At 73.8% G+C, this 24,993-nt stretch carries 22 protein-coding genes, 1 tRNA gene and 1 pseudogene; 16 read left to right on the top strand and 8 right to left on the bottom strand.

The window, feature by feature from the left end; translation table 11 throughout:
• Nucleotides 1-37 precede the first annotated feature (37 nt).
• Both A6A06_RS37220 and A6A06_RS37215 read right to left on the bottom strand, forming a co-directional pair.
• On the bottom strand, nt 38-478 hold the full coding sequence (locus tag A6A06_RS37220) for a helix-turn-helix transcriptional regulator (RefSeq protein WP_073767996.1): 441 nt from the start codon (nt 476-478) through the stop codon (nt 38-40).
• 396 nt (nt 479-874) lie between these two features.
• A tRNA-Leu gene (locus A6A06_RS37215) sits at nt 875-962 on the bottom strand.
• 233 nt (nt 963-1,195) lie between these two features.
• Between A6A06_RS37215 and A6A06_RS37210 the strand changes: the two genes are divergently transcribed.
• The 3 genes from A6A06_RS37210 to A6A06_RS37200 all read left to right on the top strand — a co-directional run bounded on the left by A6A06_RS37210 (nt 1,196) and on the right by A6A06_RS37200 (nt 3,942).
• Nucleotides 1,196-2,521, top strand: a complete 1,326-nt coding sequence (locus A6A06_RS37210; RefSeq protein WP_073767994.1) for a M20/M25/M40 family metallo-hydrolase — start codon at nt 1,196-1,198, stop codon at nt 2,519-2,521.
• A gap of 190 nt (nt 2,522-2,711) precedes the next feature.
• Nucleotides 2,712-2,945, top strand: a complete 234-nt coding sequence (locus tag A6A06_RS37205; RefSeq protein WP_073767992.1) for a chaplin — start codon at nt 2,712-2,714, stop codon at nt 2,943-2,945.
• Nucleotides 2,946-3,090: 145 nt separating this feature from the next.
• Entirely contained in the window at nt 3,091-3,942 is an 852-nt protein-coding gene (locus A6A06_RS37200; RefSeq protein ID WP_073767990.1) for a chaplin, read from the top strand.
• A 190-nt stretch (nt 3,943-4,132) separates the two neighbouring features.
• Here the strand turns inward: A6A06_RS37200 and A6A06_RS37195 are convergent, their stop codons facing one another.
• The gene (locus A6A06_RS37195) at nt 4,133-4,321 is read right to left on the bottom strand and encodes a DUF5703 family protein (RefSeq protein WP_018537156.1); all 189 of its coding nucleotides are present in this window, start codon (nt 4,319-4,321) and stop codon (nt 4,133-4,135) included.
• A 47-nt stretch (nt 4,322-4,368) separates the two neighbouring features.
• On the opposite strand from A6A06_RS37195, the gene A6A06_RS37190 reads away from it, so the two are divergent.
• Entirely contained in the window at nt 4,369-5,076 is a 708-nt protein-coding gene (locus A6A06_RS37190) for a hypothetical protein (protein WP_073767988.1), read from the top strand.
• A gap of 87 nt (nt 5,077-5,163) precedes the next feature.
• Here A6A06_RS37190 and A6A06_RS37185 read toward each other — a convergent pair whose 3' ends face one another.
• Together A6A06_RS37185 and A6A06_RS37180 are read right to left on the bottom strand one after the other, a co-directional pair.
• The gene (locus A6A06_RS37185) at nt 5,164-7,974 is read right to left on the bottom strand and encodes a helix-hairpin-helix domain-containing protein (protein ID WP_073767986.1); all 2,811 of its coding nucleotides are present in this window, start codon (nt 7,972-7,974) and stop codon (nt 5,164-5,166) included.
• The gene (locus tag A6A06_RS37180) at nt 7,971-8,954 is read right to left on the bottom strand and encodes an aldo/keto reductase (RefSeq protein WP_073767984.1); all 984 of its coding nucleotides are present in this window, start codon (nt 8,952-8,954) and stop codon (nt 7,971-7,973) included. Before A6A06_RS37180 ends, A6A06_RS37185 begins: the two co-directional genes overlap by 4 nt.
• A 162-nt stretch (nt 8,955-9,116) precedes the next feature.
• Between A6A06_RS37180 and A6A06_RS37175 the strand changes: the two genes are divergently transcribed.
• Both A6A06_RS37175 and A6A06_RS37170 read left to right on the top strand, forming a co-directional pair.
• Nucleotides 9,117-10,172 (top strand): LLM class F420-dependent oxidoreductase, encoded by a 1,056-nt coding sequence (locus tag A6A06_RS37175; RefSeq protein WP_073767981.1) that lies wholly within the window; start codon nt 9,117-9,119, stop codon nt 10,170-10,172.
• Between the two features lie 294 nt (nt 10,173-10,466).
• Nucleotides 10,467-11,258, top strand: coding sequence for a hypothetical protein (locus A6A06_RS37170; protein WP_073767979.1), 792 nt, complete (start codon nt 10,467-10,469; stop codon nt 11,256-11,258).
• Between the two features lie 102 nt (nt 11,259-11,360).
• Here the strand turns inward: A6A06_RS37170 and corA are convergent, their stop codons facing one another.
• Nucleotides 11,361-12,353 carry a magnesium/cobalt transporter CorA gene (gene corA / locus A6A06_RS37165; RefSeq protein ID WP_338015985.1) on the bottom strand — a complete coding sequence of 331 codons (993 nt, stop codon included), beginning with the start codon at nt 12,351-12,353 and terminating at the stop codon, nt 11,361-11,363.
• Nucleotides 12,354-12,480: 127 nt separating this feature from the next.
• Here corA and A6A06_RS37160 point away from each other — a divergent pair, with 127 nt between their 5' ends.
• The 6 genes from A6A06_RS37160 (at nt 12,481) to A6A06_RS37135 (ending at nt 18,356) form a co-directional block, all read left to right on the top strand.
• Entirely contained in the window at nt 12,481-13,179 is a 699-nt protein-coding gene (locus A6A06_RS37160; protein ID WP_073767975.1) for a histidine phosphatase family protein, read from the top strand.
• Nucleotides 13,180-13,308: 129 nt separating this feature from the next.
• Nucleotides 13,309-13,899, top strand: a complete 591-nt coding sequence (locus A6A06_RS37155) for a DUF3090 domain-containing protein (protein WP_073767973.1) — start codon at nt 13,309-13,311, stop codon at nt 13,897-13,899.
• Nucleotides 13,863-14,819: an SCO1664 family protein gene (locus A6A06_RS37150; RefSeq protein WP_079194610.1), complete on the top strand. Its 957-nt coding sequence runs from the start codon at nt 13,863-13,865 to the stop codon at nt 14,817-14,819. The genes A6A06_RS37155 and A6A06_RS37150 overlap by 37 nt, the downstream gene beginning before the upstream one ends.
• A 187-nt stretch (nt 14,820-15,006) precedes the next feature.
• Entirely contained in the window at nt 15,007-16,236 is a 1,230-nt protein-coding gene (mshC, locus tag A6A06_RS37145) for a cysteine--1-D-myo-inosityl 2-amino-2-deoxy-alpha-D-glucopyranoside ligase (RefSeq protein WP_073767971.1), read from the top strand.
• Nucleotides 16,237-16,413: 177 nt separating this feature from the next.
• Complete coding sequence (locus A6A06_RS37140; RefSeq protein ID WP_073767969.1) at nt 16,414-17,364, top strand: superoxide dismutase; 951 nt, start codon at nt 16,414-16,416, stop codon at nt 17,362-17,364.
• Nucleotides 17,361-18,356 (top strand): hypothetical protein, encoded by a 996-nt coding sequence (locus A6A06_RS37135; RefSeq protein ID WP_073767967.1) that lies wholly within the window; start codon nt 17,361-17,363, stop codon nt 18,354-18,356. The genes A6A06_RS37140 and A6A06_RS37135 overlap by 4 nt, the downstream gene beginning before the upstream one ends.
• A gap of 126 nt (nt 18,357-18,482) precedes the next feature.
• Here the strand turns inward: A6A06_RS37135 and A6A06_RS37130 are convergent, their stop codons facing one another.
• Both A6A06_RS37130 and A6A06_RS37125 read right to left on the bottom strand, forming a co-directional pair.
• Nucleotides 18,483-19,667, bottom strand: coding sequence for a serine hydrolase domain-containing protein (locus A6A06_RS37130; protein ID WP_079194608.1), 1,185 nt, complete (start codon nt 19,665-19,667; stop codon nt 18,483-18,485).
• A 149-nt stretch (nt 19,668-19,816) separates the two neighbouring features.
• Entirely contained in the window at nt 19,817-20,974 is a 1,158-nt protein-coding gene (locus tag A6A06_RS37125; RefSeq protein ID WP_073767963.1) for a PAC2 family protein, read from the bottom strand.
• Nucleotides 20,975-21,302: 328 nt separating this feature from the next.
• Between A6A06_RS37125 and A6A06_RS37120 the strand changes: the two genes are divergently transcribed.
• The 4 genes and pseudogenes from A6A06_RS37120 to A6A06_RS37105 all read left to right on the top strand — a co-directional run bounded on the left by A6A06_RS37120 (nt 21,303) and on the right by A6A06_RS37105 (nt 24,816).
• Complete coding sequence (locus A6A06_RS37120; protein ID WP_073767961.1) at nt 21,303-22,619, top strand: enolase C-terminal domain-like protein; 1,317 nt, start codon at nt 21,303-21,305, stop codon at nt 22,617-22,619.
• A gap of 104 nt (nt 22,620-22,723) precedes the next feature.
• Nucleotides 22,724-23,473, top strand: coding sequence for an SDR family NAD(P)-dependent oxidoreductase (locus A6A06_RS37115; protein WP_073767960.1), 750 nt, complete (start codon nt 22,724-22,726; stop codon nt 23,471-23,473).
• A 61-nt stretch (nt 23,474-23,534) separates the two neighbouring features.
• A pseudogene (locus A6A06_RS43355) lies at nt 23,535-23,776 on the top strand (hypothetical protein); the annotation flags it as partial.
• Between the two features lie 23 nt (nt 23,777-23,799).
• Nucleotides 23,800-24,816, top strand: coding sequence for an aldo/keto reductase (locus A6A06_RS37105; protein WP_073767958.1), 1,017 nt, complete (start codon nt 23,800-23,802; stop codon nt 24,814-24,816).
• Nucleotides 24,817-24,993: the final 177 nt, after the last annotated feature.

The raw sequence follows: 24,993 nt of genomic DNA, 5'->3' as shown, positions 1-24,993 counted from the left end.
CCGCGGCGGTCACGCCGGCGGAAAGGCATCCGGAGCACTACTCCTCGCCGTCGGCCGACCGGCTCGGCTGCCGGCCGCGCGTCGCGCCGGTGGTGGCGTGCAGCATGCTGACCTCGCGGATGATGCGGGCGAGGGACTTGCGGCCGGAGTCGTCCATGCTCATGGCGCGCAGCGCGATGTCCCGCACCTCTGCGTTGCCCATCGCGGAGGCGAGGGCGAGCTGGGAGTCGACGCGGTCGGCGGTGTCGTCGTCGAAGAAGTAGGCCACCGGCACCCGGAAGAACGCCGCGAGCGCCTCCAGGTGGCGCTTGGTGGGGTTGGTGCGCTGGCCGGTACGCAGCTGCCAGACGTAGGTCTTGGAGAACGTGCCACCACTCAGTTCGCTGCACCCGCGCGCGACTTCCTCGTACGTGTACTCACGGCCGTTCGCGCGGATCGTGGTGAACAGCTTGTCGACCTTCCCGGCCAGTGACGACATCAGGGCTCCTTAGTGGGTGCGCCGGGGTGAGCTGCCTGGAATGCCAACTCATCCTAGTTGACAGGACTCTTGCGTGCACTTACCGTCGGGATCGCGTTAGCGGAGATGAACAGAGAAGGTTTCATGTCCACTCACGCGGACGACGGGGGTGTCCGCATGAGGGAGAGCTCGTCGCGACGGCGACCGGTAGCCACGGTCGCGCGGCGCCGCCGCGATGAGCCGCTGCCGCCCGCCGGCCCGCCGCGTACGCCGTCTGTCACACGCCGCCGGTTCATGGCCGCTTCGAGGAGATGTGTTCCGGAGAGGGCTCCAGAGAGGCGAGGGCGCATCGGGCCCGCCGCCGTCGCCCCGGAGTCCGGAAACGCAAAAAAACCCCAGATGAACTGGGGTTTTTGCTGGTGTCCGAGGGGGGACTTGAACCCCCACGCCCGATAAAGGGCACTAGCACCTCAAGCTAGCGCGTCTGCCATTCCGCCACCCGGACCAGGTGTCTGCCGGTGCGGCCCCTGGGCCGTTCCGACATGGAAAACAATAGCAAACGTTCAGGGGTGGTCGATCACGGCCGTCCTGTGCCAGGGGGGCGCCTGTGACCAGCGCATGTCGGGAGTATTGCGGCCTTGGGCGCAGCGCCCCCGAGAGGGAGGATGGCGGTGGACCCCCGCCGCGGTCCGTGCCCCACCAGGAGGACGGCGCGGTCGTGAACCATGAGGAGGCAGTGTGAGCGAGTCGCAGCCGGCCCGTACGGTCACCGGCGAGGACGAGGTCGTAGACCTGTGCCGGGACCTGATCAGGATCGACACGAGCAACTACGGCGACCACTCCGGCCCCGGCGAACGCGCCGCCGCCGAGTACGTGGCGGACAAGCTCGCCGAGGTCGGGCTGGAACCGCAGATCATCGAGTCGCACAAGGGCCGCGCGTCGACGGTGGCCCGCATCGAGGGCACGGACCCGTCGCGGCCCGCGCTGCTGATCCACGGGCACACCGACGTGGTGCCCGCCAACGCGGAGGACTGGACCCACCACCCGTTCTCCGGGGAGATCGTGGACGGGTGCGTGTGGGGCCGCGGCGCGGTCGACATGAAGGACATGGACGCGATGACCCTCGCGGTCGTCCGCGACCGCCTGCGCTCCGGCCGCAGGCCGCCGCGCGACATCGTGCTCGCCTTCCTCGCCGACGAGGAGGCGGGCGGTGTGTACGGCGCCCGCCACCTCGTCGACAAGCACCCCGGGGTCTTCGAGGGGGTGACGGAGGCCATCGGCGAGGTCGGCGGCTTCTCCTTCACCGTCAACGAGAACCTGCGGCTGTACCTGGTCGAAACGGCCCAGAAGGGCATGCACTGGATGCGGCTGACCGTGGACGGCACGGCCGGCCACGGGTCGATGACCAACAGCGACAACGCGATCACCGAGCTGTGCGAGGCGGTCGGGCGGCTGGGGCGGCACAAGTTCCCGGTACGGGTGACCAAGACCGTGCGGTCCTTCCTCGACGAGCTGTCGGACGCCCTGGGCACCGAACTCGACCCGGAGGACATGGAGGAGACCCTCGTCAAGCTGGGCGGCATCGCGAAGATCATCGGCGCCACGCTGCAGAACACCGCGGCACCGACCCAACTGGGCGCCGGCTACAAGGTCAACGTGATCCCGGGCCAGGCGACCGCGGCCGTCGACGGGCGGTTCCTGCCCGGCCACGAGGAGGAATTCCTCGCCGATCTGGACCGCGTTCTCGGCCCCCGGGTCAAGCGCGAGGACATCCATGCCGACAAGGCACTGGAGACCGGTTTCGACGGCGCCCTGGTGGACGCCATGCAGTCGGCCCTGAAGGCCGAGGACCCGATCGCGCGGGCCGTTCCGTACATGCTGTCCGGCGGTACGGACGCGAAGTCCTTCGACGATCTCGGTATCCGGTGCTTCGGTTTCGCGCCGCTCAAACTTCCGCCGGAGCTGGACTTCGCCGGAATGTTCCACGGCGTGGACGAGCGGGTGCCGGTCGACGGACTGAAGTTCGGGACGCGGGTACTCGACCGGTTCATCGAGCAGAGCTGACGGCGAAGTCCCGCGCCACGGCGCGGGACTTCAGGCCCCTGACGTCGTATGCGGGCCCGCACAATCGGCCAGGCGTACGTATTTAGCCGGAACGAGTGAATGGCGTCATAGGCTCGTAGCTTCATCACCTTCTCCTCGTTGCAGAGGGTGCGGTCCGCGGCTGGGACCGCATTGTCAACAAGGAGGAATAATGATCAAGAAGGTCGTCGCTGCCGCGGCTGCCACCGGTGGTCTGGTGCTCGCCGGCGCGGGCCTGGCCGTTGCCGACTCCGGGAGCCAGGGCGCTGCCGTGAACTCCCCGGGTGTCATTTCGGGCAACGTCGTTCAGGTCCCGATCCACGTGCCGATCAACCTGTGCGGCAACTCGATTGACATCATCGGGCTGCTGAACCCTGCCTTTGGCAACACCTGCGTCAACGACTGACGCTGTGCCTGAACCCGTAAGGCTGTAAACCCGGTCGGCTCCGGAGTGCGCGCCATGCACTCCGGAGCCGACGGTTGTTCCGGCCCGTGGGGCGTGCGACACGCCGCGGGCCATCCGGAAGGTAAAAGGCAGGGAGAGCGAACCTATGCGACAGGTCGCGAAAAAGGGCCTGATCACGATGGCGGCAGCGAGCGGCGTACTGGCCGTCGCGGGCAGCTACGCGCACGCCGATTCCGGCGCGCAGGGGAATGCCGCGCATTCCCCGGGGGTGTTGGCCGGCAATGCCGCCCAAGTCCCCGTGCACATCCCGGTGCAAGCCTGCGGGAATTCCGCGAACGTCGTCGGACTGCTGAATCCCTCCATGGGAAATCACTGCGACAACGACGGCGGCTCCCCGGGCGGCCGGAGCCACGGCGGGAACGGGCAGGGCGGCGGGTCGGGGGCGCAGGGCTCCGCGCAGGGATCGCCCGGCGTCGGCTCGGGCAACCACGTACAGGCGCCGATCCACGCGCCCGTCAACGCCTGCGGCAACTCGGTGTCGGTCGTCGGCCTCGGCAACGCCGTCAACTCCAACGGCTGCGCGGGCAACGGCAGCAGCACCGGGGACGGCACCGGCACGGGCACCGACCACGGTTCGCATCCGGGCTCCCCGGGCCCGCGGGACCCGCGGCCGTCCGGCGGCCAGGAGGACCCGCGGACCCCGGGCGGCCCCGGCACCCCGGCCGAGGACCGCGCGGGCGAACCGGCGGCCCCGGCCCAGGGGCACCGGCCGCACACGACCGACACGGCGGGCGCCGTGCAGGAGCGGGCACCGCAGGCCCAGGAGGAGGAGTCGACACCCCGTACGCAGTTCGTCACCCCGCCCCGGGACCCCCAGGGTGCGGAGCACCTCGCCCAGACCGGTGCGGGAGCGCTCGGCTTCGCGCTGCCGGCGAGTGCGGGCCTGCTGATCGGCGGGGCGGTGCTCTACCGCCGCGCGCGTTCCGCACGGGCCTGACAGCCCGCAGGCGCGGCGACGGCCCGCAGGCGCGGCGGACGGGGCCGGTCCGGCCGCCGGGCGCACCGCACGGGCCCCTGCGGTGACGGCCGGTCACCGACCGGGCCGGCCGCGACGTCAGGCCGGTACGACGGAGCGGGCCCCGCGCCGGCGGGGCCCGCTCCGTCGTGTCCGGGCCTGCCGTGGCCGCTCACCAGGTCGCCCGGAGCTGGCGGATGATCCGGCGGCGCAGCCGCACCCGGCGGCTGCCGTCAGGGTTCAGGCGCAGGCGGTCCAACTCCCAGTGTCCGTACTCGGCATGGTCGGTCAGCAGGCGTGTGGCGGCCTTGCGGGAGACCCCTCGCGGCACATACACATCGCAGAATTCGTATTCCGGCATCGCATCTATTGTGCGGGACCCGCCCCGGTACGGATAGCGTCTGCACTATGTCTGATGCTGCGCAGCCTTCCGCTGCCGAGGTACGTGCCGCCGCCGAGGCGGTCAAAGCCGCGCTGGACCGTCACCTCGACGCGGTCGAACACCGCTCGGGCCAGGACGACCCCGCCGTCTATGCCGCGTTCGACGAACTCGCCGCGGCGGCTGAGGCGTACGACGAGCTGCTGTACGACACCTATGACGAGGTCACTCCCTTCGAGATCCCCGGCAACGACACGCTGCCCGCCTACGCGGGACCGGAGGAACCCAGCGCGCTGAGCGTGCTGATCCGGCGCGACTACGCGGTGGTCGAACCCCAGCGGCTGCTGTCACAGGCCCAGCGGATCGCCGACCTCGACCCCGAGTCGGCCGCCGACGCCGCGGCCGAGGCCAGGGTGGTCAACGGCGGTACGGGTTCGGTGGCCGGCGTGGTCGGCAGCAGCGTGCACGCGGCGCTGGGGGTGCTCTTCGGCGAATTCGAACCGGACGAGATCGCCACCCGGCACAAGGAGTTCGGTCTGGAGGAGGGCGACTCCACCCTGTGGGTGGTCGCCGCCGACGAGACGCCCGAGCCGGGGGAGTGGCTGTCCGCGCCGTTCGACCAGACCGACCCGCAGCGGGTGGTGTGCCGCTTCGACGTCAGCTCCGTCTTCGACGAGGACCTGGGCGCCGACGCCGATGACGACGACGTACTGGAGCCGCTCGACGGGGAGCGGTGAGCGCACGGACGCCCCGCGGGGCAGGCGCGTGACGGTGCCGGGGCGGCGCGTCGGCGCGCGTCGCCCCGGCACCGGGCGGTACGGGAATCAGCCGGCCAGGGCGTCCGCCGCGGCCTGGGCCGCCTGCAGCCGCAGCAGCGTCCGCAGGCGGGTGGTGCGCTCCTTGGCCGGGATCTCCGCCACCGCGCGCGGCAGCGCCTGGTCCACGCCCTGTACGACGGACAGATGGCGCTCGGCGCGGCTGAAGGCGGAGTAGACCCAGGCACGGGTGAGCCCCTTGGCCGCGTCCCCCGGCAGGACGACCACCGCGGCCGGCCAGCGTGATCCGGCCGCCTGGTGGGCGGTGACGGCCCAGCCGTGGCGGACCGTGTCCGGGCTGACCCGCTCGCGCGGTACGACCAGGGGGGAGCCGGCGCAGTCCAGGTGCAGTCCGGCCGCGTCGGCGCCGGTGACCCTGCCGGTGACCGTACGGCCGGGGGCGGGCGAGTAGGCGACGCGGTCGCCCGGGTCGAAGCCGCCGAACCGGCCGGGGCCGGGATTGAGGCGGTCCTTGAGAGCCGCGTTCAGCGCGCGGGTGCCCGCGGCGCCGCCATGGCCGACGGTGATGACCTGCGTCTGCTCGGCTGGCACGCCGATCGCCCGGGGGACCGAGTCGGCGACGAGCTGGACGGTGCGGTGCACCGCCTCGCCCGGATCGCGCGCCGGGACGATCACCACTTCCTTGCCGGGCGCCTCGACCTGGTTCAGCTCGCCGATGCCGATGCCCGAAACCAGCTCGCCGACCGGCCCGAAGTCCGGGGTGCGGGAGGCGACCTGGGGGCAGCAGCGGGCGGCGAGCACGTCCGCGAAGAGCCGGCCGGGACCGGCCGACCACAGCACGCCGGGATCGCCGCTGAGCACCAGCCGGGCGCCGTCGGTCAGCGACTCCACGAGCATCGCGGCCGTCTCCAGGTCCAGTTGCGGCGCGTCCAGGACGACGAGCAGGTCCAGGGCGAGCGCGCCGTCCGCGTCCCGGCCGGGCCCTTCGCGGCCGGCCAGCAGCCCGGAGAGCGTGACGGCGGCCCCGGCGACGTCGCCGGGAGCGGGAGCCGCGGCGAGGCCGGTGTACGCGTCGGTGGCCTCGGCGAGGTGCCGGGCCAGGCGGGCACGGCCGTCCGCGGTGTGCGTGGCGCCGCACGCCCGCAGGCCGAGCGCGCGGGCCGCGGCGATCAGGGCGGCGGGCTCGGCGCGCGCGGCCTCGGCGCCGGTGTGCGCGACCAGGCCGCTGCGGGCCGCGGCCCGGACCAGCTCCGCCGCGGAGGGGGAGGGGGCGGCAGCCGCGGCGGCTTCCCACGCGGCCGTGGAGGGCTGCCTCACGGGCCGTACGGGGGCGCCTTCGTCCGGGGCGTTCTGGGCGTTCTGGGAGTGGTGGGTTTCCTGGGAGTGGTGGGTGTCCTGGGTGTCCTGGGAGTTCTGGACGTCCCGCGCGGCCTGGACGTCGTCCTGCGCGGCCTGGACGTCCTGCGCGGCTTGAACACTCTGCGCATCTCGAACACTCTGCGCGTCCTGGGCCTGGACGCCGGCGGTCGGCTCCGGCGCGCCGTCCGCGGTCTGCCCGGCGTTGTCCGCAGCGGCGCCGTCGTCCTCGGAGATGGCGGCGTCGTCGGTGTCGGTGGGCTCCTCGGCGTCGGTGGGCGCCTCGAAAGCGTTGAGCAGCCGGGCCAGGCCGTCCGCGACGCTCTCCTCCGCCATGGCGAACCGGTCGAGGCCGAGCAGGATCTGGACCGGCTGCTCCGCGTCCTCGTCGTCGGCCGCCGGGCGGGATCCGCCGGGCGTCTCGACGGCGTCCTGGAAGACCAGGACGGCCCCCTCGGCGATGGCCGTCTGCAGGGCCTCGTCCGGGTCCGGTACGGAGCGCTGGGCGAGCGCGGCGCGCAGCGCGGGCGCCTCCAGCGCGGAGTGCCCCGCCAACGCGGCCTGCTCCAGCAGCCAGCCGACCAGGGCCTGCGCGCGCCGGTCGTCGTCCGGCCCGCAGGCCGGGCCGAGCAGCGCCCGCGCGAAGCCGTCGGCCTGCTCGGGGCGGACGCCCGGCACGGCGAGCAGCTGCCACGGGTCCTCGCGCAGCGCCTCCGCCGCGCGCTCACCGAGCGTCTCGGCGGCCTTCGCGGCCAGCGCCTCCGGGGCGCCGCCCGCCGTCAGCACCTGCCGTACGCCGTCGAGGCCGGGGGCCAGGTCCGCCGTCGTGGCCGGATGATCCGCGGTGTGCGCGGCGGGTGCGGGGCGGCCGCCGCCGTCACCGCCCGGGGCCGGGCGGGTGTGGTCCGGGGCGCTGTCCCGGCCCGGCCCGGCAGCGGGCTGCGCCGGACCGTCGGCCGGACCACCGGCCGGTCCGCTCTGGCTGCTGTGCTCCGGTGCGCCGCGCTCCTGAGGGCTGCGCTCCTGGCCGCCCGTCGCCGGAGCCGGTACGCCGCCCTGGGGCTTCCGGGCGCCCGCTGCCGTGCCGGTGCCGCCCGTCCGGGGGGAACGCTCGGTGAAGAACGAGTCCGCCGACCGCTCACCGCTCTCCACGGCCCGCACGGCCGCCGCCAGCGCGGCGGCGGTCGCCGCGCCTCCGGCAGGCCGCCCGCCACCCGCCGCACGAGCACCGTCCGCACCCGCGTCCACCGCGGGACCGTCAGCGCCCGCTTCCGCTGCGGGCTTATCCGTACCCGCTTCCGCTCCCGCCGCGGGCCCATCCGTACCCGCTTCCGCCCCCGCCGCGGGACCGTCCGCACCCGCGTACGCCGCGGGACCGGCCGCGTCATCCTCCGTCCCGGCGGCCCCAGGGGCACCCGTCGCGGCGGCCTCTCCGTGGGCGGCCTCCGGGCCGGGCGCGGTGGGCTCGGGCGCGGCCTCGTCGGAGAGACGGTCGGTACTCACAGCGTGCTCCAGTCGTGGTCGGGGTAGTGGTGCACCGGGGCCGAGACATCGTCCAGGGCCCGGCAGATCTCGTCAGGAAGACTAAGGGTCTCCACTGACAACGCGGCTCTGAGCTGCTGCGCCGTGCGCGCGCCGACGACCGGGGCGGCGACTCCGGGCCGGTCGCGCACCCACGCGAGAGCCACCTGCAGAGCCGTGACGGCGAGCCCGTCGGCGGCCGTGGTGACGGCCTCGACGATCCGGCCCGCCGTGTCGTCCAGGTACGGGGCGACGAACGGCGCGAGCCGCTCCGAGGCGCCGCGGGAGTCGGCCGGCGTGGCGTGCCGGTACTTGCCGGTGAGCACGCCGCGGCCCAGCGGCGACGAGGGCAGCAGGCCGACGCCCAGGTCTCGCGCCGCGGGCAGCAGTTCCCGCTCGATGCCGCGCTGCAGGAGGGAGTACTCCATCTGGGTGCCGGCCAGGCGCGTGCGCAGGGTGGGGGCCGACAGCTGCCAGGTCGCGGCCTTGGCCAGCTGCCAGCCGGAGAAGTTCGAGGCGCCGACATAGCGCGCGCGGCCGGTGGCGACGGCGATGTCGAGGGCCTGGAGGGTCTCTTCGAGCGGGGTGTGCGGATCGAAGGCGTGCAGCTGCCAGAGGTCCACGTAGTCCGTGCCGAGACGTTCCAGCGAGGCGTCGAGCGCGTCCAGCAGGTGGCGGCGGGAGCCGTCGACGCGGCGGTCCGCGTCCAGGACGCTGCCCGCCTTCGTCGCGATGACCAGGTCCCGGCGCGGCACCAGCCCCTCGCAGAGCCGGCCCAGGAGGTACTCGGCGCCGCCGTCCGCGTACACGTCCGCCGTGTCCACGAGGGTGCCGCCGGCCTCCCAGAACGCCTTGAGCTGCTCGGCGGCGTCGTGTTCGTCGGTGTCCCTGGCCCAGGTCAGGGTGCCGAGGCCGAGACGGGACACACGCAGGCCCGTACGGCCGAGGTGCCTTTGCTCCATGGACCTTGAGATTACTGGCCCGTCGGCCGGGTCGGTGGACCTGTGGACAACCGGTCGGCACGTCGCGCGGGCGGCCTGTGGACAACCGGCCGGTGACGTCCGGCGCCACCCCGCGCTAGAGTCCCCGGAACACCGACGTTACTGATCAGTAAGGGGAGCGGCATGAAGCTCGGGATCAACCTCGGCTACTGGGGCGCCGGGATGGACGCGGACAATCTGGCCGTCGCGCAGGAGGCCGACCGGCTCGGCTACGCGGTGTGCTGGGCGGCCGAGGCGTACGGATCCGACGCCCCCACCGTGCTCTCCTGGGTCGCCGCCCAGACCGAGCGCATCGACGTCGGCTCGGCGATCTTCCAGATCCCGGCCCGTACGCCCGCGATGACCGCGATGACCGCCGCCACCCTCGACTCGCTGTCCGGCGGCCGCTTCCGCCTGGGCCTGGGCGTCTCCGGGCCGCAGGTCTCCGAGGGCTGGTACGGCGTGAAGTTCGACAAGCCGCTGGCCCGCACCCGCGAGTACGTGGACATCATCCGCAAGGCGATGACCCGCGAGCGGCTGTCCTATGAGGGGCAGCACTGGACGCTGCCGCTGCCCGGCGGCCCCGGCAAGCCGCTGAAGCTGACCGTGCACCCGCAGCGCGAGCACATCCCGCTCTACATCGCCGCCATCGGCCCCAAGAACCTCACCCAGACCGGTGAGATCGCCGACGGCGCGCTGTTGATCTTCCCCTCCGCCGATCACCTGGAGGAGACGGCGATCACGCACATCCGGGCCGGGCGGGAGAAGGCCGGCCGGACGCTGGAGGGCTTCGACGTCTGCCCGACGCTGCCGCTGGCCGTCGGCGAGGACAAGGACGTCAGCGCGCTGGCCGACATGTTCCGCCCGTACACCGCGCTGTACGTGGGCGGCATGGGCAGCCGCAAGCAGAACTTCTACAACCAGCTCGCGCAGCGCATGGGCTACGAGAAGGAAGCCGCCGAGATCCAGGACAAGTACCTGGCCGGCGACAAGGAGGGCGCGGCGGCCGCGATCCCGCAGAAGCTGATCGACCAGACCACGCTCCTGGGGTCCGTCGAGCGCATCGCGGACCGGATGCAGGCGTACGCGGCGGCCGGTGTCACCACGCTGACGCTGGCGCCCGCGGGCTTCACGCTGGAGGACCGGATCGCCTCGCTGCGGGCGGGCACCGAGGCCCTGGAGCGCGCGGGACTGGCGTAGGGCGTGCCCCCGGGGCCCGGACGGCCGGGGCGCCGGGCCGGGGTCGGAACCCGGTCCGGGCAAGCCTGCGGCCGTGGTGGGGGCTCGGGGGTCTTCCCCGCCACGGCCGTCACCCGGCACAACGCCGGCACCGCCCGCGTGGTTACGGCGCGGTGCTCCGGCGCGGCTCCGGTCCGCCTCCCGGCTGTCCGGTGTGTCACCTGATCGGGCGACATGGCCGACGCCGCGGTTGCCACCTTCCCCGTACCGCCCTTTACTTCTCTTTTGCGGATGCGGCGTATCGGAGGTGGCCCGGTGCTCTCGGCAAGAAGCCTGTTCCAGGAGATCCTCGACCACGACGAGTCCTACCGGCTCTTCTGCTCCATCGCGGCCAGCGGCGAGGCGCAGGGCGGCTGGGAGAACGGCCGGATCGCCGCCCTGATCCCCGGCTCGCTGCGCGCGCTGGCCCCCAAGGTCGCCCGGCACGGCGCCGACGAGGACAAGCACGGCCGCCTGTTCAACGCCCTGCTGCGCAAACGCGGCCTGGACCCGGCCCCGGTCCCCGCGGCCACCGACTACACCGTCCTCCTGGAGCGCCGCGGCATCGGCCTGGCGCACGACAAGCTGCGCCGCGACGAGCCGCTCACCGAGCAGGACATCGTCACCTACCTCGCGCACAGCCGGGTCACCGAGCAGCGCGCCGCCGAGCAGATGGACCTGCTGAAGAGGCACTTCGGCGGCCACCCCGACATCGGCAGGGCGATCCTGATGATCGCCCACGACGAGGAGAACCACCTCGCCTACTGCCACGAGGAGCTGCTGCGGCTGACGGAGCAGGGCCACGGCCCCGCGATCCGGCGCACGCTGCGCGCCGTGGCGCGCGTCGAGGCCGAGGTCCACCGCGACGTCAGCCTGGCCGTGATGGCGCACATGGGGCGCATCCTGGGCTGGCCGTGGGCGAAGTCCGCCGCCCTCGCCGCCGGTATCCGCGCGGCGTACGCCTACGAGCGGCTCGCCGGCCGGCGCCGGATGGTCTCGCTGCGCCTCCCGGAGCGGCGCGACGCGCTGGGCGGCGGCCCGGCCGCCTCGGCGCCGGAATGCGTCTGAGGCACGGCGCTCACGGCCCGGAGCACGCCGGCGCTCACGCCTCGGGGTACGCGGGCGCTCACGCCCCGGAGCACGCCACCGACGGTCCGGGGCACGCCGCCCTCACAGCCAGCCGCGGTGCTTGAACGTGCGGTACAGCAGCAGCTCGATGGTCACCATCAGCAGCAGGATGCCGTAGTAACCCCAGCTCCACTTCAGCTCGGGCATGTGCTCGAAGTTCATGCCGTAGACGCCCGCGATCAGCGTCGGTACGGCCGCCAGGGCCGCCCAGGCGGAGATCTTGCGCATGTCGTCGTTCTGGCGCACGCCCATCTGCGCCAGGTGGGCGCTGAGGATGTCCGACAACAGCCGGTCCAGGCCCTCGACGGACTCGTTGGCGCGGGTGAGGTGGTCGCCGACGTCCCGGAAGAAGGGGCGGGACTCGTCGTGCACGAAGGGCACCCCGGGGTTCTGCAGCCGCAGCATCGGCTCCAGCAGCGGGTTGGTGGCCCGCCGGAACTCCAGCACCTCGCGTTTGAACGCGTAGATCGCGGCGGCGGTGTTGTTGGTGTCCGGCCGGGACGGCGCGAACACCTCCGCCTCCAACTCCTCCAGGTCCACCTGGAGTTCCGCCGCCACCTCGATGTAGTGGTCGACGACCGCGTCGCTGACCGCGTACAGCACCGCGGTGGGGCCGTGCCGCAGCACGTCCGGTTCGTGCTCCAGGCGCCGGCGTACGGCGGCGAGGGGACTGGCCGCACCGTGCCGGACGACCACGACGAAGGAGTCCCCGAGGAAGATCATCAGCTCGCTGGCGGAGACGGAGCCCGCCGCGTCGTCGTAGGAGATCGGTTTGAGCACCATGAACAGGGAGTCGTCGTACACCTCCAGCTTCGGCCGCTGGTGCGCCTTGAGCGCGTCCTCCACGGCGAGCGGGTGCAGCCCGAACTCCCTGCTGACATGGTCGAACTCCTCCCTGGTGGGCTCGTGCAGCCCGAGCCACAGGAACGAGTGACCTTCGGCGCGCGCCGCTTCGAGGGCGTCGGAGAAGTCCTCCGGCCCCTCGGTGCGGCGGCCGTCCCGGTAGATGGCGCAGTCGACGATCACACGGGGAATTGTCACTCGCCGTGCCGCGTCGTGCCAGGAGCGCGGGGTACACCGGCGGGCTGCCCGCGCCGTGCGCCGGTTCCGTGCGCCGGTCCCGCGTCCGGTGCCGCCGCTCCGGGAACGTAGGCTGGCTGCCATGCCCACGCTGATCCTGGTGCGGCACGGCCGCTCCACCGCCAACACGTCCGGCCTGCTCGCCGGGCGCATGCCCGGAGTGGCCCTCGACGAGCGGGGCGCCGCGCAGGCCGCCGCGCTCCCCGGCCGCCTCGCGGACCTGCCGCTCGCCGCCGCCGTGAGCAGCCCGCTCCAGCGCTGCCGCGAAACCCTGCAGCCCCTCCTCGACGCCCGGCCCGGTCTGCCGCTGCACACCGAGGACCGCGTCACCGAGTGCGACTACGGCGACTGGTCGGGCCGCAAACTGGCCGAACTCAACGACGAGCCGCTGATGGAGGTCGTCCAGCAGCACCCGTCCGCCGCGGCCTTCCCCGGCGGGGAGTCGATGCGGGGCATGCAGGCCCGCGCCGTGGACGCGGTGCGCGACTGGAACGAGCGGATCGCGGCCGCGCACGGCCCCGAAGCGGTCTACGCGATGTGCTCGCACGGCGACATCATCAAGGCGCTCGTCGCCGACGCCCTCGGCCTCCACTTCGACCTCTTCCAGCGGATCTCGGTCGAGCCCTGTTCGCTGACCGCGATCCGCTACACCCGGCTGCGGCCCTACGTCGTACGCCTCGGCGACACCGGCGACTTCGGCGGGCTGGCACCGCGGGCGGACGGCAGCTCGGCGGCGGACGACCGGGACGCGGCCGTCGGCGGCGGCGCGGGCGGATCGTGATCAGCGGGCGCAGTAGGGTGGGGCGACGGCGCTGCCTGCCACACCTCCTGCGTTCCGCATCCGGAAGCCAGACCCACAGGAACCGCAGCGACCACAGTGACCCCGCAGTCGAGCAAACGGAGCAGGACGTTGTCCCGTCAGGTGTTCTTCTACGACGCGCCGGACCGCTTCGTGGCCGGTACGGTCGGGCTGCCTGGCCGCCGTAGCTTCTTCCTCCAGGCGACGGCTTCCGGCCGCACCACCAGTGTCGCGCTGGAGAAGACCCAGGTCGCCGCGCTCGCCGAGCGTATCGACGAGTTGCTGGACGAGGTGGTGCGCCGCAGCGGCGGCAACGCGCCCGTCCCCGCGGTCGCCCCCACCGAACTGTCCGACACCGATCCGCTGGACTCACCGGTCGAGGAGGAGTTCCGGGTCGGCACGATGGCGCTCGCCTGGGACGGCGACGAGCAGCGCATGGTCATTGAGGCCCAGGCGCTGGTCGAGCTGGAGGCCGACACGGACGAGGACCTCGCCGAGGCCGAGGAGCGGCTGCTCCAGGACGACGAGAACGGCCCGCCGATGCTGCGCGTCCGCCTCACCGGCACGATGGCCCGCTCCTTCGCCAAGCGGGCCCTGGAAGTCGTCAACGCGGGGCGCCCGCCCTGCCCCCTGTGCAGCCTGCCGCTCGACCCGGAAGGACACGTATGCCCGCGTCAGAACGGATACCGGCGGGACGCGTGATGCCGGGGGAGGAAACGGTGACGGCCGGCGGCGGACCGGCCGGCCGGGCGGCGGACGCCCGTACGGGTGACGGCCCGGACGGTCCGGCGGACGGCGGCGGGAACGGCGGCATATCCGCCCGGACCGCCGGGCGGCTGACCGCCGACGCGCTCACCCACGGCGAGCTGACCGTACGCGGACAGGTCCGCGAGGCGTCCAACGCCGTCCTGTACTGCACGGTCACCCACGAGGGCGCCACCGGCACCTGCGTCTACAAGCCCGTCGCCGGTGAGCGCCCCCTGTGGGACTTCCCCGACGGCACCCTCGCCCAGCGCGAGGTCGCCGCGTACGAGCTGTCCCGGGCCACCGGCTGGGACCTGGTCCCCACCACCGTGCTGCGCGACGGCCCGTACGGGCAGGGCATGGTCCAGGAGTGGATCGAGGTGGCGCCCGAGGGCGCGGAGCTGCTGGCGCTGGTCGAGGAGGACGAGCCGGGACCCGGCTGGAAGCCGGTGGGTTTCGCCGAGGTCGGCGAAGGACGCACGGCCCTTCTGGTACACGCCGACGACGAGCGGCTGCGGCGCCTCGCGGTCCTGGACGCCGTCATCAACAACGGCGACCGCAAGGGCGGCCACCTGCTGCCCGCCGACGGAGGCCGGCTCTACGCCATCGACCACGGCGTGACCTTCAACGCCGAGGACAAGCTGCGCACGCTCCTGTGGGGCTGGGCGGGCGAGCCGCTGACCGAGGAGGCCCGCGAGGTGCTGGGGCGGCTCGCCACGGCGCTGGAGGAGGACGCTCCGCTCGCCGCCCGGCTGGCCGGGCTGATCACCGCCGCCGAGCTGGCGGCGCTGCGCGCCCGTGTGGCGGACCTGCTGCGCACCGGAGTGCACCCGCGGCCGGGCGGCGACTGGCCGCCGATTCCCTGGCCGCCGGTCTGAGGGACGTCCGTACGGGCCCCTGGCGGCCGCTGGGGCGGCGGACGCCGCACCGGAGGACCCGCATGCCCCACCCGGCCCCGTGGGCGCTCTGGGCAGCACAGGGCGCCGTCCGGCGCAAGAGTGTCTTCTCGGCCAAGATCAGAGGTCCGGTTCGTATGCGGAACGTGCATCCGGTTACGCTCAAGACATGCATGCATGGCCCGCTTCTGAGGTCCCCGCCCTGCCCGGCCAGGGCCGCGACCTGAGGATCCACGACACCGCGACCGGCGGACGGGTGACCCTCGCCCCCGGTCCCGTCGCCCGTATCTACGTCTGCGGCATCACGCCGTACGACGCCACCCACATGGGGCACGCGGCGACCTACAACGCGTTCGACCTGGTCCAGCGCGTGTGGCTCGACACGAAGCGCCAGGTGCACTACGTGCAGAACGTCACCGACGTCGACGACCCGCTTCTGGCGCGGGCGCTGGCCACCGGCGACGACTGGACCGCCCTCGCCGAGCGCGAGACCGCCCTGTTCCGTGAGGACATGACGGCCCTGCGGATGCTCCCGCCGCGCGAGTACGTCGGCGCCGTCGAGGCCATACCGTGGATCGTCCCCATGGTCGAGCGCCTGCGCGACAGCGGCGCCGCCTACGAGCTCGAAGGCGACATCTACTTCTCCGTCGAGGCCGACCGGCACTTCGGCGACGTCTCCCGGCTCGACGCCGAGGCGATGCGGGTGCTGTCCGCCGAGCGCGGCGGCGACCCGGAGCGCCCCGGCAAGAAGAACCCGCTCGACCCGATGCTGTGGATGGCCGCCCGCGACGGCGACCCCAGCTGGGACGGCGCCTCGCTCGGCCGCGGCCGGCCGGGCTGGCACATCGAGTGCGTCGCCATCGCCCTGCGGTACCTCGGCATGGGCTTCGACGTGCAGGGCGGCGGCTCCGACCTCGCCTTCCCGCACCACGAGATGGGCGCCTCGCACGCGCAGGCCCTGACCGGCGAACACCCCTTCGCCCAGGCGTACGTGCACGCCGGCATGGTCGGCCTGAACGGCGAGAAGATGTCCAAGTCCAAGGGCAACCTCGTCTTCGTCTCCAAGGTGCGGCGCGACGGCACGGACCCGGCGGCGATCCGCCTGGCCCTGCTCTCGCACCACTACCGGGCCGACTGGGAGTGGACGGACGCGGTCCTGGCGGAGGCCGAGGAGCGGCTGGCGCGCTGGCGTGCCGCGGTCTCCCGCCCGGACGGGCCGTCGGCCGACGCGCTGCTGGAGGAGATCCGTACGGCGCTGGCGGACGACCTGGACTCGCCGGCCGCGCTCGCCGCCGTCGACCGCTGGGCCGCCGCGCAGCAGACGGACGGCGGCAGCGACGAGGGCGCCCCCGGCCTCGTCTCGCGCGCCGTGGACGCGCTGCTCGGCGTCGCCCTGTGACCCCCTGACGGACCGCCGCGAAGAAACGGTCCGTCGCTCTCCGTCCCCCCGGGGCGCTCCCTCTCGGCGAGGGAGCGCCCCGGTTCGCTTGTGAAGAGGTGCCGATGCGGCGGACGGCGGGTACGGAGGTGTGCTGGGCTGAACGGTCCCAGGACTTCCGCAGGAAGGACGCGCGCCATGCCTCGTTCCCTGCCCCGCCGAAGACTGCTCGCCACCGGTACGGCACTGGCCGCCGGCACCGTACTCGGACCGCCGGGCGCACCGGCCCGCGCGGCCGGCGGATGGCCCACCACGATCCACCTGCCCGACGGGTTCCAGCCCGAGGGCATCGCCATCGGCCCGGGACCGTACGCCTACTTCGGCTCCCTGGCCAACGGCTCCGTGTACCGCGCCGCCCTGGCCACCGGCCGGGGCCGGCTGATCACCGGCAGCCTCGGCGCGGGCCGGCAGTCCATCGGCCTGCGGACCGACCGGCGGGGGCGGCTGTTCGTCGCGGGCGGCCCCGGGACCGCCCGCGTCATCGCCACCCGCAGCGGCGCCGTCCTGGCCACCTACGCGGCCGGGGACGGCCGGAACTTCGTCAACGACGTCTTCCTCGCCCCGGGCGCCGCCTTCTTCACCGACTCCTTCCGCCCCCAGCTCTACGTGCTCCCCTTTGGACGGCACGGCGAACTGCCGGGCCCCGACGGCATCCGCACCCTGCCGCTGACCGGGGAGTGGGTGCAGGGCCCTGACTTCACGGCGAACGGCATCGAACCCACTCCGGACAGGACCGCGCTGCTCGTGGTCAACTCCTACGCGGGCGTGCTCTTCCGCGTCGACCCGCGCACCGGGGACGCCCGCCGGGTGACGCACACCGGCCCGCCGCTCGTGAACGGGGACGGACTGCTGCTCCTGGGCCGGGACCTGTACGTCGTGCAGCAGGCGCAGAACGCCGTGGACGTCCTGCGCCTGAACCGCAGCGGCACCCGCGGCCGCGCCATCGCCCGGATCACCGACCCGCGCTTCCAGATACCGACCACCGCCGCCGCGTTCGGCGACCGCATCTACCTGCCCAACGCCCGCTTCGACGTGAACCCGCCGCTGCCGACCACGACGTACACCGCCGTCGCGGTGGACCGCCTATGACGGGCGGCACGGCCCGGCGCACACCGGCCGGACACGCATCGGCCGGACGTGCCCTGCCCCGACGGAGGCTGCTCGCCGCCGCCTTGGGAGCCGGAGCGGCCTTCGCGGCCACCGCACCCGCCGCGGCCCGCGCCCGTACGGCTGCCGCGCCCGGCCGTACGGTCTTCCGGCTCCCCGACGGCTTCCAGCCGGGCTGCGCCGGCGACGGCCGGTTCAACCTGCTCTACTTCGGCTCGCTCCGCGACGGCTCGGTCCACCGGATCGACCCCGCCACCGGGGAAGGAGCCCTCGTCCACCGGGGCACCGGCAGCCCGGCGGTCGCCCTCCGGGTCAACTGGCAGAACTCGCTGTTCATCGCGGGCGGCGCGGCCCGCGAGCTGCGCGTGGTCGAGGGCGGTACCGGAGAGGTCCGCGGCGTCTACCCCCTCGGCGGCGAGGGGACGTACGCGGGCGACCTGATCGGGTACGGCCCCGGGCACTGCGTCACCGACGCCGGCCGCCCGCAGCTCCACCTGCTGCCGTACGGCCCCTCCGGCTCCCTCCCGCCCCCGCCCGGCGGCATCGTCACCCTGCCGCTGACGGGGGAGTGGGTGCAGGGCGACGGCCCCACGGCCACCGGCATCACGTACGCGGACGACGGCAGCCTGATCGTCCTCAACGCCGCGGCCGGAGCGCTGTACCGGGTCGACCCGAAGACGGGGAGCGCTCAGCGGATACCGCACCACGGGCCGTCGCTGTGCGGCGGCGAGGGGCTGCGCACTCTGGGCAGCCGCCTCTACGTCGTCCAGCCGCGGCAGAACGCGGTGGACGTCCTGCGCCTCGCCCCCGCCACCGGCAGCACGACCGTCGGCCGCCTCACCGACCCGGGCCTGGACTTTCCGGGCCGACCGGCGGTGGACTGGTCGCGTACGCAGCTGTGTGTGCCCAACTCCCGGTGCGGGGTGCCGCCGAGGCCTTCGACCCCGTACACCGCACTGTCACTGCCGGGATGACGCCACGGTGGGCCGGGCGAGGGAGGGGGCGCGGTGGTCGACTGTCGACGCCCAGCCGTGCCCGCCTCAGCGCTTGCCTCAATGCCCGCCTCAGCGCCCAGCTCAGTGCTTGGCTCAGCGCCCGCCTCAGCTCTTGTCCGGTACGGAGAACGCGGCCCGTACGATGCGCGCGGCGACCGGGTTCATCGCCTCGCCCTTGGCGTCGACCGAATTGACGGAATACACCAGGGTCCTGGAGAGGTCCCGCGTGGCCGCGAGGAAGGTGTTGTAGCCGGGGCGGCCGCCGCTCTTGCCCCAGGCGACCCGCCCGTCACCGGCGTCGTAGCGCTGGAGCCCCGCGCTCAGCTGGGCGCCCTTGACGTCCGGCAGCGTGAACATCTCCTTCTCCAGCAGTGGCTGGGGCACGAGTTCGCCTCTGAACAGCGCGAAGAGGAGCTTCTCCAGGTCGGCAGTGGTGGAGATCATGTCGCCTGCCGCCCACCGGTCCGACATGTTCCACTCGGTCGCGTCCACGACCTCGCCGCTCGCCAGCCGCTGGTAACCCCGGTGGTGCGGGCCGTGGATACGCGGGTCGGGTCCGCCCGGGAACGAGGTGTGCCGCATTCCGGCGGGCCGCAGGACACGGGTCCAGGCCTGGTGTTCGTACGTGTCGCCGGTGACCTTCTCGATCAGCATCCCGAGGACGGTGTAGTCGATGTTGGCGTAGCGCTGCTTCCTGCCCGGCCCCTCACCGGCACCGCGGTAGGGGCCCTTGGCGACGGACGCCGCGACGACGGCCCGCGGGGTGAGCGTCTTGAAGCGGTTCTCGTACCCCTCGGCGTCCGACGGGCCGAGGGACGCCCCCGGCTGCAGTCCGCTGGTGAAGGTGAGCAACTGCCTCACGGTGATGGGCTCGAACGCGTCCGTCAGCAGTCCGGGCAGGTACTCCTGAACCGTGCCGTCCAGGTCGATCTTCTTGTCGGCGGCGAGCCGGAGCACGATCGCCGAGGTGACGACCTTGGTGGTGGAGCCCGCGCGGAACCGGGCGTTCTCCAGCGGCCCGCGCCCGGTCGTCAGATCGCGGACACCGGCGCTGCCGCGCCAGCTGCCCTGCCCGCCCACGCGCACCAGCGCCGCGGTCGCGTCCTGGTCCGGCAGCCCGCGCAGCGCCCGTCCGAGCGCTTCGGCGTCCGGGCCGGTCTGCCGCGCGAACGCCGCCGTGTGCCCACCGGGCGCCCCGCCCGACGCGGCCGCCGGTACCACGGCGATACCCGTGACGAGCGCGGCGGATAGGGCCGTGGCCAGGGCGACGGTATGTATGCGTGTACGCATGGGGGCTCCCAGCGGTGGGCGAGCCGTAGCTCGTTCGTACGAAGACGAACAACAGCTTTACGGACACGGACGCGCCGGGGATCACCGGTGAGGAGGAACCCGCCCCTGCCCCGCCTTAGGGGACGACCCGGAGGCCGCCCCCGCGGGGGTCATTCCTCGGAGTCGTCCGGGGAGCCCTCTTCGGCGCCCTTGGCGTCCGCGGAGCCGCCGGACTCGCGGGAGTCACGCGGCTCGCGGCTCGGCGCGCCGGGTTCCGGGGAGTCGCCGGAGTCCCTGGAATCCGCGGGCTCTCCGGAGTCCTTGGGGTCCTTGGACTCTTTGGACTCCTTGGCCTCTTTCGGCTCCATGTGTGCCGGTTTGGGCGGGCGGGTGCGGCCGCTCGCCGTGTCCCGCAGGTACGAGCCGTCGCGGCCGTCGGCCAGCCCGCCCTCGGTGGCCAGGCCGGGCCCGGCCTGCGGGTCCCGGCGCCGCAGGTAGCGCTCGAACTCCCGGGCGATGGCCTCGCCCGACGCCTCCGGCAGCTCGGCGGTGTCCCGCGCCTCCTCCAGCGACTGGACGTACTCGGCGACCTCGCTGTCCTCGGCCGCCAGCTGGTCCACGCCCAGCTGCCAGGCGCGGGCGTCCTCGCTCAGCTCGCCCAGCGGGATGCGCAGGCCGAGCAGGTCCTCCAGGCGGTTCAGGAGCGCGAGGGTCGCCTTCGGGTTCGGCGGCTGCGAGACGTAGTGCGGCACCGCCGCCCACAGGCTGACCGCCGGGACGCCCGCGTGGGTGCACGCCTCCTGGAGGATGCCGACGATGCCCGTCGGGCCCTCGTACCGGGTCTCCTCCAGGTCCATCGTGCGGGCCAGGTCCGGGTCGGAGGTGACCCCGCTGACCGGCACCGGCCGGGTGTGCGGGGTGTCGCCGAGCAGCGCGCCCAGCACCACCAGCATCTCCACGCCCAACTCGTGGGCGAACCCCAGGATCTCGTTGCAGAACGAGCGCCAGCGCATACTGGGCTCGATGCCGCGCACCAGCACCAGGTCGCGCGGCTTGCCCTTGCCGTTCGCGTCGGCGATCCGGACGACGGAGAGCCGCGTCGTGGGCCACGTGATCTTGCGGACACCGCCGTCCAGCCAGACCGTCGGCCGGTTGACCTGGAAGTCGTAGTAGTCCTCCGCGTCCAGCGCGGCGAACACCTCGCCCTTCCACTCCCGGTCCAGATGCGCGACCGCGGCGGAGGCGGCGTCGCCGGCGTCGTTCCAGCCCTCGAACGCGGCCACCATGACCGGGTCGATCAGCTCGGGAACTCCGTCGAGCTCGATCACCCAGCGCCTCCTTCCGACCGGCGCCGCCTCCTCGGGGCGGTCACCGGCAGCAGTTCCATTGCGTGCGCCCCCAGCCTACGGCGTCCGTGGGACCCCGACGCAGCCCCTGTGCACGAACGAGTGTGCATACATCCGACGTGTTCGGATTCCGTCCGGCCCGGCCCCCGACCGCCGCCCAGGGGCGGCCGACCCCCGCCCCGCGCCCGGGTTCGGACGGCGGCGCGCAACTCCGCCGCGCCCCCTGGACGGTGGCGCGGACGCGGCGCTATACATCGGAGGTCCGGGAAAGGTCCGATGTTCGTCCGCACCCCTCCCTGGAGGCGTACGCATGGCCGTCACCGCACCCGTCACGGGCGTCGAGGTCCACGACGTCCGCTTCCCCACCTCGCGGCGGCGCGAGGGCTCGGACGCCATGAACCCGGACCCCGACTACTCCGCCGCCTACGTCGTCCTGCACACCGCCGACGGCGGCCGGGGCCACGGCCTGTGCTTCACCATCGGCCGCGGCAACGACCTCGCCGCCGCCGCGATCCGGGCCCTCGCCCCGTACGTGACCGGCCGCCCGGCCCCCGCGACCGCCGCCGGCCTGGCCGCCCTGCACCGCGACCTGACCCACGACTCGCAGTGGCGCTGGCTCGGCCCGGAGAAAGGCGTGACGCACATGGCGGCCGGGGCACTGGTCAACGCCGCCTGGGACCTGGCCGCCACCCGCGCCGGACAGCCGGTGTGGGCGTTCCTGGCCGCCATGTCGCCCGAGGAACTGGTCTCCCTCGTCGACTTCCGCCACCTCTCCGACGCGCTGACCCCGGACGAGGCCCTGGCGATCCTGCGCGCCGCCGAGCCCGGCCGCGACGCCCGCGCGGCCCGCCTCCGGGACCAGGGGTACCCGGCGTACACCACCTCGCCCGGCTGGCTGGACCACGACGACACCACCCTCGTACGGCTGGCCCGGCAGGCGGTGGCCGACGGGTTCGGGCAGATCAAACTCAAGGTGGGCGCCGACCTCGACGACGACCTGCGGCGGCTGCGGCTGGCACGGGAGGCCGTGGGACCCGACGTGCGGATCGCGGTCGACGCCAACCAGCGCTGGGACGTGGCCGAAGCGGTGCGCTGGATGACCGCGCTCGCGCCGTACCGGCCGTACTGGATCGAGGAACCGACCAGCCCGGACGACATCCTCGGCCACGCCGCCGTGCGCTCCGGCCAGCCGGTCAAGGTCGCCACCGGCGAGCACGCCGCCAACCGCGTCGTCTTCAAGCAGCTGCTCCAGGCCGGGGCGGTGGACTTCGTCCAGATCGACGCGGCCCGGGTGGCGGGCGTCAACGAGAACCTGGCAATCCTGCTGCTCGCCGCCAAGTACGGCGTGCCGGTGTGCCCGCACGCGGGCGGCGTCGGGCTGTGCGAGCTGGTGCAGCACCTGGCGATGTTCGACTACGTGGCGGTGTCCGCGAGTTGGGAGGACCGGGTGATCGAGTACGTCGACCACCTCCACGAGCACTTCACCGACCCGGCCGTCGTCGAGCGCGGCCGCTACCGGGCGCCCGCCGCACCCGGCTTCTCCGCCCGGATGAAGCCCGCCTCGGTCGCCGCGTACCGCTTCCCGGACGGGCCCGGGTGGCGGGCCGGACAGGAGGACCGGGGATGAGCGCCCTCCCCGGAACCCCAGGAGCCCCAGGAGCCCCCGGAGCCCCCGGAGCCCCCGGAACCCACGGCTCCCCGGGACCTGCCGAGGGGCGTGACTTCGCGGGCATGGCGGCGATCGTCACCGGCGGCGCCTCCGGCATCGGCGCCGCCACCGCCGCCCTGCTGCTGCGCCGCGGCGCCCGGGTCGCCGTACTGGACCGCGACACGGCGGGCGCGCCGCCCGGCACCGTGCCCGTCACGGCCGACGTGACCGGCGAGGACGCCGTACGGGCGGCCGTCGCGACGGCCGTGGACGCGCTGGGCGGACTGGACACCCTCGTCGGCAACGCGGGCATCGGCGCCGCCGGCACGGTCGAGGACAACACCGACGAGGAATGGCGGCACGTCCTCGACGTCAACGTGCTGGGGCTGGTGCGCACCGCGCGGGCCGCCCTGCCGCACCTGCGGCGTACCGCGGCCGCCCACCCCGGCCGGGCCTCCATCACCCACACCTGCTCCATCGCCGCCACCGCCGGGCTCCCGCAGCGCGCCCTCTACAGCGCCAGCAAGGGAGCCGTCCTCGCCCTCACCCTCGCCATGGCCGCCGACCACGTCCGCGAGGGCATCCGCGTCAACTGCGTCAACCCCGGTACGGCCGACACCCCGTGGATCGGGCGGCTGCTGGACCGGGCGCCGGACCCGGCTGCTGAGCGCGCCGCGCTGCACGCCCGGCAGCCGGGCGGCCGCATGGTCACCGCCGGCGAAGTGGCCGCCGCCATCGTCCACCTGGCGTCCCCGGCGGCCTCCGGGATCACCGGCACCTCCCTCGCGGTCGACGGCGGGATGCAGGGCCTGCGGCTGCGCCCCGCCACCTGAGGCGTACGGGCCGGAGCGCGAGCCGTACGGGAGCGGGCGAAGCGGGATCGACCTGCCACGCGCGGACACCACCGGAGGCATTGGCCTCAAAGGCGGCCGCGGCACGCTCTTCGGCGCACTCACCGACGTGCCGACCCTCCAGCTCGTCATCAACGTCATGCCCCGGGCGGGGTATCACCTCTGCGGACGCAGTTCCTGACCGGCCTGATCATCGTCGTCGCCCTGGTCATCTCCCGCTTCATCAGCGGCGAGAAACAGGACCGGGAAACAGGACCGAGGAGCAGGGCCGGGGAGCAGGGCTGAGCAGCACGACCGAGGAGGCGGACATGGCGTACATACCGCGCGGGCGACGGAGGCTGGGCCGTACGGGCGTGACCGTACCGCCCCTCGGACTGGGCTGCGCGCCCCTCGGCAACCTCTACCGGCCCCTCCCCGAGGACCGCGCCCAGCAGACCGTGCGCGCCGCCCTCGACACCGGCGTCCGCCACTTCGACACCGCGCCGCACTACGGACTCGGCCTGTCCGAGGAGCGCCTCGGCCGCGCGCTGGCAGGCCGCGACCGCGCCTCGTACGTCCTGTCCACCAAGGTCGGCCTGCGGCTGCGGCCCCTCGCGCCGGGTGAGGCGGTGGACGGCCAGGGCTACACCGCCACCCCGCCACGCGCCCGCGTCCGGGACTTCACCCGCGACGGCATCCGCCGCACCCTCGACGCGTCCCTGGAACGTCTCGGCGTGCCCGCGGTCGACATCGTCTACCTGCACGACGTCGAAGGGCGCGAGGCCGAGGCGTACGACTCCGGCTTCCCCGCCCTCGCCGAACTGCGCGCGCAGGGCGTGGTGGGCGCCATCGGCTTCGGCATGAACCACAGCGGCCCCCTGGCCCGGTTCGTCGCCAACCTCGACGTGGACGTGGTGCTGTGCGCCGGGCGCTGGACCCTGCTCGACCGCAGCGCCTTCGACGACCTGCTGCCGGTCTGCACGCGCCGCGGCACGTCGGTCGTCGTCGGCGGCGTCTACAACTCCGGGCTGCTGGCCGACCCGTCACCCGGCGCGCCGTACGACTACGTACCGGCACCGGCCGCGCTGGTGGAGCGCGCGCGGCGGCTCGCGTCCGTGTGCGCGGAGTTCGGCGTGCCGCTCAAGGCCGCCGCCCTGCGCTTTCCCTTCGGCCACCCCGCCGTGGCCGGAGCCCTGGTCGGCGCCGCGTCACCGGAGGAGGCCCGGGAGAACGCCGAACTGTTCACGTACGACATCCCGGACGCCCTCTGGCAGGCGCTCACCGATCACGGACTACTCGGCACGGACCTGCCGCTGCCCACGGCCGACCCCGGGACGCGTCCATGACCGACCGCCCCGACCGCCCCGACCGGGCCGGACTCCACCCGTGACCGACCGCATCGACGCCCACACGGACCGCCGGTGATCCCGACCCGTACCCCCCGATACACCGTCCGGATTCCGCCAGCCACGTCGTCCGTCACACACGAGTATCGAGTCATGTCGCCGAGGGCGACACATCAC

Source organism: Streptomyces sp. CB02923, assembly GCF_001905005.1.
Classification (GTDB): Bacteria; Actinomycetota; Actinomycetes; order Streptomycetales; family Streptomycetaceae; genus Streptomyces.
Note: the sequence above shows the minus strand (reverse complement) of the source record. Positions and strands in the feature narration are given on the sequence as shown.

What these genes read in the sequence shown, in the direction of transcription:
- A6A06_RS37220 (WP_073767996.1), bottom strand. Translation starts at nt 478, where the DNA reads ATGTCGTCACTGGCCGGGAAGGTCGACAAGCTGTTCACCACGATCCGC.
- A6A06_RS37205 (WP_073767992.1), top strand. Translation starts at nt 2,712, where the DNA reads ATGATCAAGAAGGTCGTCGCTGCCGCGGCTGCCACCGGTGGTCTGGTG.
- A6A06_RS37200 (WP_073767990.1), top strand. Translation starts at nt 3,091, where the DNA reads ATGCGACAGGTCGCGAAAAAGGGCCTGATCACGATGGCGGCAGCGAGC.
- A6A06_RS37195 (WP_018537156.1), bottom strand. Translation starts at nt 4,321, where the DNA reads ATGCCGGAATACGAATTCTGCGATGTGTATGTGCCGCGAGGGGTCTCC.
- A6A06_RS37190 (WP_073767988.1), top strand. Translation starts at nt 4,369, where the DNA reads ATGTCTGATGCTGCGCAGCCTTCCGCTGCCGAGGTACGTGCCGCCGCC.
- A6A06_RS37180 (WP_073767984.1), bottom strand. Translation starts at nt 8,954, where the DNA reads ATGGAGCAAAGGCACCTCGGCCGTACGGGCCTGCGTGTGTCCCGTCTC.
- A6A06_RS37175 (WP_073767981.1), top strand. Translation starts at nt 9,117, where the DNA reads ATGAAGCTCGGGATCAACCTCGGCTACTGGGGCGCCGGGATGGACGCG.
- A6A06_RS37160 (WP_073767975.1), top strand. Translation starts at nt 12,481, where the DNA reads ATGCCCACGCTGATCCTGGTGCGGCACGGCCGCTCCACCGCCAACACG.
- A6A06_RS37150 (WP_079194610.1), top strand. Translation starts at nt 13,863, where the DNA reads ATGCCCGCGTCAGAACGGATACCGGCGGGACGCGTGATGCCGGGGGAG.
- mshC (WP_073767971.1), top strand. Translation starts at nt 15,007, where the DNA reads ATGCATGCATGGCCCGCTTCTGAGGTCCCCGCCCTGCCCGGCCAGGGC.
- A6A06_RS37140 (WP_073767969.1), top strand. Translation starts at nt 16,414, where the DNA reads ATGCCTCGTTCCCTGCCCCGCCGAAGACTGCTCGCCACCGGTACGGCA.
- A6A06_RS37135 (WP_073767967.1), top strand. Translation starts at nt 17,361, where the DNA reads ATGACGGGCGGCACGGCCCGGCGCACACCGGCCGGACACGCATCGGCC.
- A6A06_RS37130 (WP_079194608.1), bottom strand. Translation starts at nt 19,667, where the DNA reads ATGCGTACACGCATACATACCGTCGCCCTGGCCACGGCCCTATCCGCC.
- A6A06_RS37120 (WP_073767961.1), top strand. Translation starts at nt 21,303, where the DNA reads ATGGCCGTCACCGCACCCGTCACGGGCGTCGAGGTCCACGACGTCCGC.
- A6A06_RS37115 (WP_073767960.1), top strand. Translation starts at nt 22,724, where the DNA reads ATGGCGGCGATCGTCACCGGCGGCGCCTCCGGCATCGGCGCCGCCACC.
- A6A06_RS37105 (WP_073767958.1), top strand. Translation starts at nt 23,800, where the DNA reads ATGGCGTACATACCGCGCGGGCGACGGAGGCTGGGCCGTACGGGCGTG.